Raw genomic sequence first — 13,149 nt, 5'->3', positions numbered from 1 at the left:
CTTTTTAATATGCTGGTAATCTAAGCTCTCTTCCAGTTGACAATCAACTCTATATAGATGAGAACACTTAAAATTTCGCGGGCGGCACAACAGCCTGTGTTATAATTACAACAAGCCGACAGCGCGCATTCCCCCCGTTAGCGGCCACTATTAACCCCCCTCACGAACGCAAGTGCCCTAAGCTGCAAAATATGCAAGACACATCGATATCCTGAGTTCTCCGCCATTTATGGTTAATTTTTGTTGAATATTCGGCAGAAACCCCGCAATTATACTTATATATTTGGCGCAGCGCTGCTTTCAGCCTTGGGGAGTAACAAATTGTTGAATCACGCAAACAAGCCAGACTTACTTACTTTTGAGAACTACTTTTTAGCCAATATGTTAACCGCATTTTCACAAAATAAGCGTTGAATAGCAGATTAGGCAATTGATCCGTCTAGCGCAATCAAACGTGCGAATGCACTAAACAAGTAGTGTGACGAAAATCAGGGGAATGCTGCTCGGCTGCAATCAATTCCCGATCGCAACATGAAATCGCCGAAATTGCGGGCGAAAGTCAAACGGGAAAGCGTGGATATGGTAATGGTTAAAAACAAATGGGAACGCTGCAGTCCCGTTTCCCGGACGAGAGATAGATGCCCCAGACACAATAAACTTATTGGTCCGGCTGGAAATAGACAAATGATGAGGACAGGTCGGTGAGTGAGAAGTCACGCAATCCCTTACCACTCACGACCAAGGCGGCGGACGACCTATTCGTCACCAACAGTGGTGATCAAAAGACAAGAGACACTAATTTGAAAACAGACATACAAGCTAAACCTGCTACTGCAAACCTGAGTGACAACCCTGAGCCTGTCGCCCGGGCGAAAGCTGAAAGCAAAGGAAACTGGCAAGTCAGTCTTTCTGAAATCACCCGTGCCGATCAGGACCCCCTTCTTGGTTGTCTATCAGCCCTGACAAAGCTTTTCGATGATCCGCGAACCCCGGATGCATTGATTTATGGACTTCCCCTGGAAGATAACAAGCTGACACCATCACTGTTTATTCGGGCGGCGGAACGTGTTGGTATCAGTGCACGCATCACAAACCGCAAGCTTGATAAGATACCCGATGTTGTTCTGCCCTGCGTCATTCTGTTGAATGATCGACGGGCCTGCATTCTACTGTCACGGGAAGGCGGAAATGCGAAGGTCATTTTCCCGGAAACCGGGGAAGGCTCCGACAGCCTGCCATTATCGGATCTGGAAGCTGCCTACGCGGGTTACGCCATCCTGACCCGCCCAAGTTTTAAGTACCGGGTAGATAAAGACGAAAAACTGATGGACCGGCCCGGCTCCTGGTTTTGGGGGACAATGTGGCAGTTCTGGCCGACCTATCTTCAGGTCATAATCGCTGCGTTTCTGATCAACAGTTTCGCGCTGGCAAGCCCACTTTTCATTATGAATGTCTATGACCGGGTTGTCCCCAACCGCGCGATTGAGACATTGTGGGTGCTGGCAATAGGCGTCATTACCGTGATTGCCTTTGACCTGATACTCAAATCATTGCGGGCCTATTTCGTCGACAATGCGGGCAAACGGGCGGATGTTCTCCTCTCGAGCCGTATATTCGAGCAGGTACTTAATTTGCAGGTAAAGGCACGCCCCGCCTCCGCGGGTGCATTTGCCAATCATCTGCGCGAATTCGAAACCCTACGGGATTTCTTTACCTCCGTGACGGTGACGGCTCTCGTTGACCTGCCCTTTCTCGCGATTTTCCTGTTCATCATATACCTGATTGGCGGTCCGCTCTTTATCATTCCCGCGGTTGCCGTACCGGTCGTCCTGCTTATTGGCCTGTTCCTCCAGTGGCCCATGCGTCGCGCCGTTTCAAAAACCTCAGAAGAGGCGGCTCAGAAGCACGGGGTTATCGTTGAAACTATTTCTGCCCTCGATACCGTTAAAAGCATGGGAATTGAGGGACATATGCAGAAGGAATGGGAACGCTTTGTCGGAAAGACCGCGCAAACAAGTGTAGCTGCCCGTTTCTTTGCCGGTCTTGGCATCAATCTTTCCGCAGCTGCCATGCAGCTTGTAACCGTTGGTGTCGTTGTCTATGGCGTCATTCTGATGGGTGAGCCGGATTCGACCATTACGGTTGGCGCCCTGATTGCCTGCACCATTCTGACCGGTCGGACTATGGCGCCGCTTGGCCAGATTGCCGGCCTGCTTACCCGCCTCAATCAAGCCATGGTCGCCCTGAAGGGACTTAATCACATCATGTCCCTACCGGTCGAACGGGGCGCGGAAAAGCGCCAACTCAGCCGCCCGAATATCCAGGGGGACATCGAGTTCAAGGATGTCACCTTCAAGTATCCGGGAACGGACATCCCCGCCCTCAATAATGTGTCCTTCAAGATCCGGGCCGGCGAAAAGGTCGGAATAATCGGGCCTGTCGGATCAGGAAAGACAACGATTTCACGGCTGCTCATAAATCTATATGAACCGGATGAAGGAGCCGTTCTTATTGATGGCACGGATATCCGGCAGATCGATCCGTCTGATATCCGCCGGAGTATTGGCAGTGTCATGCAGGACATCACCCTGTTTCAGGCCACCGTTCGCCAGAATATCACAATGGGCCATCCGCAAGCTGATGATGAGATGATCCTGAACGCTGCGAAGCTCTCCGGCGTTCATGATTTCATATCAACGCACCCACATGGATATGACCTGCATGTCGGCGAAAAGGGAGCAACCATGTCCGGTGGGCAACGGCAGACTATAGGTCTCGCGCGGGCGTTCCTTCCCAATCCGCCCATCCTGATGCTTGATGAACCGACCAGCGCAATGGACATCAATTCCGAACGTCGTCTGATAAGCCGCCTACAAGACTATATACAGGGAAAGACCGTACTTCTTGTGACGCACCGCACCTCCCTCTTCTCACTGGTGGACCGGATCATTGTTCTCGGCAATGGCAGGATCGCAGCCGATGGACCGCGGGATGAAATTCTGAAACTGGGGCAGACCGGAAATTCGTCCTCTAAAACAGTCTCGGCAAGTGTTTCGAAGCCGCAGCGGAACGGACCGGGAGACTGACAATGACAACAAACTTGAAATGGGATGACACGGATTTTGCGTCGGATGTCGTGGCGGCCAAGGTGCAGGGCCCTCATCCGCGTTCTTTCCTGTTACTATTTGGTATTATCGCCTTTTTCGTTGTTGGGTTCATCTGGGCGAAAAACGCCGTTCTCGATGAAGTTACCCGCGGCGACGGAAAGGTTATCCCCTCCAGCCAGGTGCAGATAATCCAGAACCTAGAAGGTGGTATTTTGCGGGAATTGCTGGTCCATGAAGGCGATATTGTCGAAAAGGGCCAGGTCCTGCTGCGGATTGATGATACCGGGTACGCCTCGCGCGCCGGTGAAATTGAATCAAATTATCTTAACCTGATGGGGCGCATTTCCCGGCTCGAGGCCGAGGCGACAGGAGAGCCGCTTACCTTCCCCGCCGAGCTTCTGGCGGAGCGTAAAGACATTTCCGTCCGCGAGCAAAATCTGTTCAACGCCCGTCAGGCGGAACTGCAATCACAGATCCAGATCCTGCGTCAGCAGGCACAGCAGCGCAGCCAGGAAATTGCAGAGATTAACGGGCGGCTACGGCAATTGCGCGCAAGCCTTGACCTGGCCAACGAGGAAATGGAAATCACGGCACCGCTCGTCAAAAAAGGGATCGTCCCAAAAGTCGATTCCCTTAAATTGCGTCGTGAAATCAATGAACTGAGAGGGCAGATTTCCGCCTCGGAGCTTTCCAAGCCACGTGTTGAAGGCGCCCTTAAGGAAGCCAATCAGAGAATTGAGGAAAAAATACTCAGCTTCAAAAGCATGGCATCACAGGAGCTCAGCCAGACTCGCGCGGAATATGAGGCCGCCCGACAGGCGATTTTGGGGGTCAAGGACCGCGTTGCCCGTACGGATGTCCGATCTCCCGTAACCGGCGAAGTGAAGGACGTGAAAATTCAGACCATTGGCGGCGTCGTCAAGCCGGGTCAGGATATTATTGAAATCGTGCCTATCGATGACTCGCTCCTGGTGGAAGCAAATATCCGCCCCGCTGACATAGCCTTTCTAAGGCCTGGTCAGGAAGCGACGGTCAAGATCACGGCCTATGACTATTCTATATATGGCGGATTACCGGCCCGGCTGGAGCGGATCAGCGCGGATACGATCGTCGATGAAAAAACCGGCGAAAGCTACTACCAGATTATTGTCCGTACGGATCAGAACTTCCTGAAACGCGGGGAGAATTCATACCCGATAATTCCGGGTATGGTTGCCTCTGTCGATATCCTGACAGGACAGAAAACGGTGCTCGATTATATTCTGAAACCTATTCTGAAAACGCGGGATACAGCCTTGAGGGAACGCTGATGAAACAACTGTTGATATTCAGGCGTACAACGGCCCTCTTGCTGGCGGGGCTTTTTCTGCTTGGCCCGGCGACCGCCATCTCCGCCCGCGCGGAAGTCACCGAGAAGGGACTTTTCGGCCTCGTCGAAATCTCGTCGGATAATCTTGCCGCACTCCCTCACTGGCTCAAGGTCAAGGCAAGCTTTCCATTGCTCGCGAATGCAGCGTCCAAATGTGATGACCGGATCGAGGATTGTCAGTCGCAGCAGATGACCCTGTGGCGCACAAAGATCGCCGAATTGCAACGCTCGCCCAAGCGTATTCAGATGCAGGAGATTAACCGCTTCCTCAATGGCTGGAAATACATTCCCGACGACGTGGAAGCCAGCCCCGGAAGTCCTTGGGCGTCGCCCCTTGAATTTCTGTCTAACGGTGGCGGATCAAAGGATTTCGCCGTTATGAAATACATAAGCCTTAAAGAGCTTGGGTTTGACCCGGACTCCATGCGGATCGTTATTGCGAATGATGTGCTGCGCAATAAAGTACATGCGGTGTTAAGTGTTTCACAGCAAGGAAAACGTTATGTTCTCGACAGCCTGAACGACACAATTCTGGAAGAACGCTTCGTGAATTATTATGTCCCTCTCTATTCCGTAAACGAGAACACGAGATGGGCGCATATACCGATTGATTTCCTGACCGCCCAAGATGCCGCAGGGAGTAATACTAATGACTGACACGACGGCAAAGCTCGACCTTAATACATTTCTCTCCGACGGCGCCCCCAATGACAGCGGATTAATCGTGAAAGCGCCGTGGAAAATTGCCGCGCTTTTTCTCGCTGTCTTCGCAATCCTGGGATACTTCCTTTGTGATTATGCAATCCAGTCCCGGAAACTGGAGATGGTTGGAGAGCTACAAAAGCGGCTGGACGTCAGTGCCTCCGGGAAAGCACAAGTGATGGGAACCTGGCTCGCCGGGGAAATCGAGAATGCCAACCGGATTGCGGACAATGATCTTTTCCAGCTTTTCACTACGGAAATTAATCTTGTTGGAGGTGGGAAGCTACCAGCGTCGTTAAGCGAACAGCTCCCGTATATGCAGAATGCATTTTCGAATTTTGTGAACCAGACCGGCCTTATCGGGGCCTATCTCATTGGCAAGGATGGTCGCGCCTATCTGGCTTCGGGTGACGCCCCGGCCCTGACGGACGCTCAGCGTTCGACTGCTCAGGCGCAATATGAAAAGACGGAAATCACCTTCTCGCCGCTCCGGGCAAGCGAAACCGGCCTCGTTTTTGATTTTATCTTACCTATTCACGCGGCCCAAAGTGATCCCGGAAGTAGCAAATTAGATACTGTTGGTGTCTTACTTGTCACTGTGCCGGCGTCAGAACCCCTTGCTGAGCTGCTGAATGCGCCCCTCTACAACAACCAACCCGATATGACACGGCTATATCAGAAAGTAGACGGCAAATTTTATGAGCTTTTTCCTCTGAAGCCTCCCTATATTGCAGCCAAGGAAGAGTCGCAGCTTATGCCGGGTGCAATCGGCTTTCAGGAAATATCCAGAGAGAATGGGGAAAGCCTGTACTCATCCGGTGCCCTGGTCCCGAACACGAGCTTCGTCGTCTTTCAGCAAATTTCAAGTTCGGAAGCTCTGGCGCCGTTACGGACTTACGCACTGTTTGTGATCGGTCTGGCCGTCAGTTTCCTGATTATTGTTTTCACCATACTCGTAGTAATCTGGCTGATCCTTAAAGGTCAAAACGCCCGCGCGCTCGCCCATCAGTACAAGGAATTTGCCGCCCAGATAAACGCGCAACGGCGGCTCCTGGGCAGCATCAACAATACGATCGATGAACTTATCGGCCTGACCGATCCCGAGGGACGATATATCTATGCCAACCCGTCCCTCGCCCGTATTGCGGATTATCCGCTTCGGGCAATTCCCGGCAAGACCGATCGCGACCTGTTCGGCGATAAGGCCGCCCGTGAACTTGCCGAGCATGATCGCAAGGCCATTGCAACGGAGCAGACGGTTAACGCTTTTGTTGAGATTGAAACGGTCGATGGCATACGGATCTTGCGGGTTGCCAAATCCCGTTTCGTCAATGAGGACGGCGCATTTTTGGGCATTGTCACTGTCAGCAGTGACATTACTGACTATGTGAAGTTCCAGCGCCGTAAAGAGGAGATGGACCGTAAAGCCATGACGGTTCTTTCCCAGATGCTGGAGGCTAATGACCCTTATCTTTCGGATCATTCCGTCCGAATGGCACAGCTTAGCAATCACATATCGGTAGAGATGGGACTGCCGCCGGAAGTGATTAAAATAATCAACACCGGCGCACATCTTTCACAGATCGGCAAAATTTCCATTCCCCGTGAAATCAGGGAAAAGGAAGTGCGGCTGACCGAGAAAGAACAGAAGGTGATGCAGAAACATGTTCTGATCGCTGAAAAGATTTTGGCGAACGCGGATGTGGAGCAGGAAGTCCTTGATGCCGTCACGCAGATTAACGAGCATCTTGACGGAAGCGGCTATCCAAGAGGCCTGACAGGAGATGAAATAGATATGCCGGCCCGCATTCTCGGGATGGCGGATATCCTGATTGCCCGCATTTCGCCTCGGTCCTATCGTGATTCCATCAGCGTCGACGAGGCACTTCGCGTGTTCAAAAACAATCCGGAAAAATACGATCCGGAGGTTGTTGACGCTATGTTGCGCTTTTTCGAGACGGAAATAGGTGCCAATTTCAAGGCCAATATCGAGAAAAGCAAAAAGACTTAAACGACTTTACGACTCGTCAGAGACAATATTGCTTTTCAAGAGTAAATCAGTCGCATCCGGCAAATCATCGGATGCGGCATTGCCTAGGATTAGGTCGGTGCCTGAGATTTTCAGAGTCCCGAAATCTCCGCCACCGCCTTCGACAAAGTCCATAGAGCCGCTATTCTCTTCTGCCGCGATATTCAATGCATCAAACAAAGCATCAAGGTCGACAACGCCACTTTCGTCCAGCTCTAGAAACGCCAGATCCGCTGTCTCGCTATTTTCGGACACAGCCTGATCATCTTCGACCAGCTGGATTTCATCTGTTTGTTTGTCACTCATGATCGCTACAACCCCTGCGTCCCCAAGGCTGGATATTGTATTCCTTGGTTATTTCCCAGCTACTCTATCCATTGGTAAGACGTGATTCATCCCCCATTTGAGGTAGATTACAATAAATTTCGCCGTATTTTCATAAAATTTTATTTTTTTTGCTACTTTGGCAGTTGAGAAACACGATCACCAAACATATCAAGAGAAACAGCTATTCCCTCTGTTACCCCATTCGAGCTTGAAAATGTGGCGACGTGAATGCCTATGAGGGAATAATTTTTGCCATCATATAAAAAGAGAGGGGAGCCTGAATCCCCCTGGGTTGCGTCGCACTGGTGCCGCAAAAGAAAGCCCATTTTGCTCTGTTGGATTCCACTGATTTTACAGTCTTCATCCGCCGTCAATATATGCGCAATATCCCTGCTATAACCAGCCTGGACAATAACGGAGCCTGTGGAGAGAATTTCCCTTATCTTGAGAAGATTTATGTCTTCTACCGCTGCAAACCCGAATTGCTTTCCCAATGGCTTTTCCAGCTGCGCAATCGCCCAATCATTTTCCAGGACCGGCTTTTTCGTTGTCACCGTGGGTGGCCGGCCATTCGCCAGTTCGAAGCTCGCAATTTTTGTATGCGCCTTCACCTCGCCCTTCTCATAGCCAACAACAAAATGAAATGCACTTGGGATTGACCACTTGTTTTGCCGCTTGTCCCAGAAGCAATGGGCCGCCGTCAGCACCGATGACGGCCCGACAAGAATACCCGTGCAATGACTGCCATTGCGGTTTAACCGCCCGATCATGCGCCACGGATAATCCGTGATCCTGACCCGCACGCGATTGTCTTCCCCCTTGATTCCGGGAACCTTCAGTACTTTTGCCGGAACCGCCATATCGGCACGGGCAACATCTGGAGTAAGGAGCACAGCAAGAGGGAGAAGAACGCAAAGGCGCATTACTGTTGAAAGCCAATCCCCTACATACCCAAGAAATGGCTTCATCAATGCATCCTTAAACGGAAAGCCCGATCCTTTTGCGAAGGGTTTCGTCCCGTATTGACAACTCCTGCCCGGCCAGGTCGCTGGCGTCCTCACTACACAGCCAGGCAATAGCCTTCGCAGGATCTTCAGCAGGGGCAAGATCTTCACGTGGAATCTTGCTCACGACATTAATGCCGGAGGCGCGGATTGTACCCTGCATATCAGTATCGACGACGCCCGGCGCAAAACCATAGACGCGAACGCCCTTTTCACCTGTTTCCAGCGCCGTCGCCCGGGTCATCATATAGACGCCGGCCTTGCCGGAACAATAAGCACTCCATCCTTCCATGGGACCATGGGCTGCACCGGAACTGATATTGATGATGACACCAGCATTCTGGTTGAGGAAATGCGGCAGCACTGCACGTGTTCCGTTGTAAACACCGACAAGATTGATTGAAATATTCCGGGCCCAGGCCTCCGGTTCACTCGTTGCAATCTCGCCAATCGGATCGACTATCCCGGCGTTGTTGATCAACGCATCAATCCGGCCATAGCGGTCCAGCGTTTCCGCTATCATTTTTTCTACAGCGGCATAGTCGGACACATCGCAGCTTGCGGCAAATGCTTCACCGCCGGCATTCTTAATCTGCTCAAGAATACCGCTACAGGAACTGGCGGAACGCGCACTCAGGCAAAGTTTCGCCCCGTTCCTCGCGAGTTCGAGTGCGGCCGCCGCACCGATCCCACGGCTGGCTCCGGTGACAATTATAACCTGATCTGATAACTGACTCATTTAATTTCCCGTTCGATTAAATACGGTTGATGTTTAAAATGAAGAATTGGGTTTTTTTAAGAACGCTTCTTCTTCTTTGGTGCTTTGCCGGTTCAGCTGCTTGTTCCGATGCGGAAATCTTCCGAATTTTTCAATGATGTCATAGTGCCTTTCAGCATAATCAACCAGTTCATCCGACCCAAGTTGCTTGAACAGACGGAGCGACAATTTCTGGTCCTCAATATCCTCGCTATGCTCAAACGGCAGAGCTGCAAACTGCTTTTGCGTCGTATTGAGTTCATCATAAAACCCGCGTGACAGCATATGCCGGGCAATCTCCCTCGCCTTACCATCCGCCGCAAAGGCGCGGGGTGACACCCGAAACATGTTGCGTGTAAACTGGTCAAACAAGATAATTAAAGCAAGGGATCCGCGCGCGCTTTCTGCCCAGTCAAGATAGCGTCCAGCTTCTGCATTCTCGAAATCATCAAGGAACCGGCTTCGAATTTCCGCGTCAAAATCCGCATCCTTCTGAAACCAGACCTTCCGTGGTTTGCCGTAGTCCGCGTGGTTCTCTGGTAAAAACCAAAAATCGAGAATTTCCTGAATTCGGTCCATGGGTATCCTCTCTCAACTCTTGCTAATCGATCGCATCGAGTAATTATTGCGCATTCGCGAAACTTATAGATTGCCGCTTACCGTGACAAGGTGACGGCCCTAGTTTCCGTCTTTGTGATCGCTCCCGCGCTCGCTTTCAAGCAACGCCTGATAGGACGCGGCATCTTCGCTCTGGATGATGGTTTCGGAACCCTCTGCGCGAGAAGGATGCTCCATTTCTTCAGAATTTCCTTGGGTTGACGCCGGCGACGGTGACGAGGCTCCACCCATTAACGACCCGACATATCCCGTCGTTGCCCTGAAAACACGAACGACGGCAAGAGTTTCCTTACCATAGGCCTTGTTCCAGAAAAGCTGGAAATTGCTGGCCTGACCGGCCGCGACACTTTGCGCCCGCCGCGCCGTTAAAAGCCAGAGCGGGCTGATCATCAGGCTCAACGCAATCACGGTAATCATCAATTGCGAAATGTCTCGCGATACATATCCACTGGCGCCGCCCGTGGCCATAAGGAGAAAGGAGAATTCCCCGATTTGACCCAGTGCCGTGCCGGCAATAAATGCGGACCGCCAATCAACGCCTGTCACCCGCAGAATCACAATATTGATGGCTGTTTTCCCGACAATTACGATCAACAGCATGACGAGGACAAGACCAATATTCTGCCAGATATAGGTCACATCTATCAGCAAGCCAATGGACAGGAAGAAAATCATCAGCAGGATCGACTGGATCGGCTGTGTTGCTTCGACGATACCCTTCCGTTCCTGGCTGTTCCCGATGATGAGGCCCGCGAGAAACGCCCCAAACGCCGGGGACATCCCGAGGAGGCCGCTGATCGCTGCAAGCCCGAGGCAGAATACAATCCCGAAAAGCGGGGTAAGGTCCGCATGGCCCGAAATCACTTTCAGAAACGGCAGATGGATGCGTTCCCTGCGACTGAGAAAGAGAATAAGTCCGATCAGGAAAGCGACCGCTAGCCCAAGGGTCAGAACCAGAACGGAAATATTAAGCGACTCCCCCGAAAGACTGCCCACAATAAGCAGCATGGGCACGACGGCAAGATCCTGTGCAATCAGAAGCCCAACGGCAATATTGCCTGTCCTTTGATGCAGCTCCCCAATGTCTTCAAGGATTTTAACGGCGACAGCGGTCGAACTGATCGACAAGCTGAACGCCAGAAGCAGCGTCAACTCCCACGGCCAGTCCAGAAATAACGCAATAAGTCCCACAACGACGTAGGAAACCGCCACCTGGAGGATAACACCCCCGATGGCCGTCTTCCAGATACGCATAAATGATTTCAGATTGAGTTCCATCCCTATCAAATAGAGAAGCATCAGAACCCCAAGTTCGGCCAGTATCTCGACATTTTCCCGGCTCTCTACAAACCCGAAAGCCGAACGGCCAAGCACCATCCCTGCAAGCAGATATCCGACGATTGCCGGCTGCTTTAGACGTGTCATAATCATCCCGAAAATCAGGGCAATCGTCGCGATGATGGCTATATCAGTGAGTTGATGCATATTGAGCTATGGAGCCTGCTTGAAAGCGGTAATACTGAAAGGGTACGATCACGAGGTAAAAAGCGCAAGAAGCGGACTCAATCGAGGGTGATTTTTTGCGGTGTTACCTGCTTTTAACCCTCAATATTCCAGAAGCGACGGATTTCAGCCGCCGAAATCCGGAAAATATCATCGATGGTCAGTCGATAATGACGCGCATACCGGGTCAGTAATTCAAGCTCATTCAAATACTCTTCCTCACATCTGAACTGGTCACAAATTTCCCGATCGCTCATCAAATGCAAGGCGCGTACCTCCATGGCAACCCGGTGCCGGTTGACCGCTTTCGACTGATCCGCCGACCTCGCCGCGAGACACAGGAATTTCTCGACTGCCTCAATCAGCTTTTCCGCCGGATAGAATAGCGCGCTGGTACGCACGAATTGCCGACATAACTTCGCGACAAAGGCGGACTTTGGCAGGGTGTTTTGCTCCAGATATTTCCGGACAACCATCCGTCGACAATAGACCAGTTTTTCGGGCATCAATCGTGAAAGGCTCAGGAAAGATGGTGCATAGGCGACGAGCTGGCGGAATGTCAGCTGCTTTTCAAGGAATTTATACTCTGCAATCCAGAAACGCCGCTTTGTCGACGATAACCGCGCGAGTTCGCTGTCCACCGTATCACGAAGGATTGTCCGTTCCGTCCTTTCTTGCTCGATAATAGACTTTCTATGCGCCCGGGTGACCTGATTATCAACTATGAAAGGACGCGCCCATCCCTTCAGGGTCGGCGCCTCACTACGCCACGGAAGATTATCCCTTGGCGTCAATAAATCAGAAGCTGCCAGGCTGTCGCTTTCACCATCATTCATGGGAACCATGTCACATTGACTATCTAAGAAGGCACGAGCTAGACGCTTATCAGATACTTTGCGTGATCAAAAAATGGCGGAAAATCAGCCTGAAACCGTCGAAACCGACATCTGGATTGGTCCGTCTTTCCGCTTGTTCCAGAATTGCGTCACATATGGATTATCAGTGTGCCCGGCTTCACGAACATCTCCAGACCACACCACCCGTCCTTCATGCAGCATGGCGATCCGGTCCGAGATAATACGTGCTGTCAGCAAATTGCTGGTTATCGCCATAACCGTGCTGCCCAGTTCCCGCACATTATTGAAAATCTGGTCATTGATGACATTGCTCATGATCGGGTCAAGGCCTGCCGTTGGTTCATCAAGGAACAGGATCGGAGGATTTCCAGCGATGGCACGGGCAAACCCGACCCGTTTCTGCATACCGCCCGAGAGTTCCGCCGGGAATAAATCCGCCACATCCGCCGACAGGCCAACCGAACGCAGCTTCTCGATTGCCATTGCCTTGACATCCTGCTTCTTCATGCCCGGTTGCTGGCTCAGGCGAAAGCCGATGTTTTCCCACACCCGCAATCCATCAAACAATCCTGAACGCTGAAACAGAATGCCGAACTTCCGAAAAAATTCCATTCTGTCCTTCTCCGGCATGTCATTGACTTCCTCCCCGTCAAGAAGGATTGAGCCGCTATCGGGCTTGATCAACCCGAGTATGCATTTCAGCGTCAGTGTCTTGCCGGCACCGGAAGGGCCGATCAGGGTCAAAATCTCGCCAGCTTTCACCTCAAGATTTATACCGTTCAGAACCGGCACGCCATCAAAGCTCTTATACAGATCCCTAACGACAATTTTATGTGTTGCTGCCTCCGTCATGGGCATGAAACTACAGGATAAAAT

Annotated in this window: 11 protein-coding genes; 4 read left to right on the top strand and 7 right to left on the bottom strand. The window is 51.5% G+C overall.

The annotated features are described in order from the left end of the window. Window positions 1-701: 701 nt before the first annotated feature. The 4 genes from J0X12_RS11225 to J0X12_RS11210 are packed head-to-tail and all read left to right on the top strand — an operon-like array spanning window position 702 to window position 7,189. On the top strand, window positions 702-3,086 hold the full coding sequence (locus J0X12_RS11225; RefSeq protein WP_207045703.1) for a type I secretion system permease/ATPase: 2,385 nt from the start codon (window positions 702-704) through the stop codon (window positions 3,084-3,086). Between the two features lie 2 nt (window positions 3,087-3,088). Continuing rightward, on the top strand, window positions 3,089-4,417 hold the full coding sequence (locus tag J0X12_RS11220) for an HlyD family type I secretion periplasmic adaptor subunit (RefSeq protein WP_207045701.1): 1,329 nt from the start codon (window positions 3,089-3,091) through the stop codon (window positions 4,415-4,417). Further along, window positions 4,417-5,133: a transglutaminase-like cysteine peptidase gene (locus J0X12_RS11215; RefSeq protein ID WP_207045699.1), complete on the top strand. Its 717-nt coding sequence runs from the start codon at window positions 4,417-4,419 to the stop codon at window positions 5,131-5,133. The genes J0X12_RS11220 and J0X12_RS11215 overlap by 1 nt, the downstream gene beginning before the upstream one ends. Further along, on the top strand, window positions 5,126-7,189 hold the full coding sequence (locus J0X12_RS11210; protein ID WP_207045698.1) for an HD-GYP domain-containing protein: 2,064 nt from the start codon (window positions 5,126-5,128) through the stop codon (window positions 7,187-7,189). The genes J0X12_RS11215 and J0X12_RS11210 overlap by 8 nt, the downstream gene beginning before the upstream one ends. A 6-nt stretch (window positions 7,190-7,195) precedes the next feature. On the opposite strand, the gene J0X12_RS11205 is transcribed toward J0X12_RS11210, so the two are convergent. The 7 genes from J0X12_RS11205 to J0X12_RS11175 all read right to left on the bottom strand — a co-directional run bounded on the left by J0X12_RS11205 (window position 7,196) and on the right by J0X12_RS11175 (window position 13,125). Next, window positions 7,196-7,513, bottom strand: a complete 318-nt coding sequence (locus tag J0X12_RS11205) for a hypothetical protein (RefSeq protein ID WP_207045691.1) — start codon at window positions 7,511-7,513, stop codon at window positions 7,196-7,198. A 152-nt stretch (window positions 7,514-7,665) separates the two neighbouring features. Then, window positions 7,666-8,502, bottom strand: a complete 837-nt coding sequence (locus tag J0X12_RS11200; RefSeq protein WP_207045689.1) for a trypsin-like serine peptidase — start codon at window positions 8,500-8,502, stop codon at window positions 7,666-7,668. A gap of 10 nt (window positions 8,503-8,512) precedes the next feature. Then, a complete protein-coding gene (locus J0X12_RS11195) occupies window positions 8,513-9,277 on the bottom strand; it encodes an SDR family NAD(P)-dependent oxidoreductase (RefSeq protein ID WP_207045687.1) in 765 nt (254 codons plus the stop codon). A 33-nt stretch (window positions 9,278-9,310) separates the two neighbouring features. Continuing rightward, complete coding sequence (locus J0X12_RS11190; protein WP_207045685.1) at window positions 9,311-9,874, bottom strand: DUF924 family protein; 564 nt, start codon at window positions 9,872-9,874, stop codon at window positions 9,311-9,313. A 99-nt stretch (window positions 9,875-9,973) separates the two neighbouring features. Next, the gene (locus J0X12_RS11185; RefSeq protein ID WP_207045683.1) at window positions 9,974-11,398 is read right to left on the bottom strand and encodes a cation:proton antiporter; all 1,425 of its coding nucleotides are present in this window, start codon (window positions 11,396-11,398) and stop codon (window positions 9,974-9,976) included. A 113-nt stretch (window positions 11,399-11,511) separates the two neighbouring features. Further along, entirely contained in the window at window positions 11,512-12,252 is a 741-nt protein-coding gene (locus J0X12_RS11180) for a hypothetical protein (protein ID WP_207045681.1), read from the bottom strand. 84 nt (window positions 12,253-12,336) lie between these two features. After that, window positions 12,337-13,125 carry an ABC transporter ATP-binding protein gene (locus J0X12_RS11175; protein ID WP_207045679.1) on the bottom strand — a complete coding sequence of 263 codons (789 nt, stop codon included), beginning with the start codon at window positions 13,123-13,125 and terminating at the stop codon, window positions 12,337-12,339. Window positions 13,126-13,149: the final 24 nt, after the last annotated feature.

Source organism: Sneathiella sedimenti (assembly GCF_017313765.1).
GTDB lineage: Bacteria > Pseudomonadota > Alphaproteobacteria > Sneathiellales > Sneathiellaceae > Sneathiella > Sneathiella sedimenti.
Note: the sequence above shows the minus strand (reverse complement) of the source record. Positions and strands in the feature narration are given on the sequence as shown.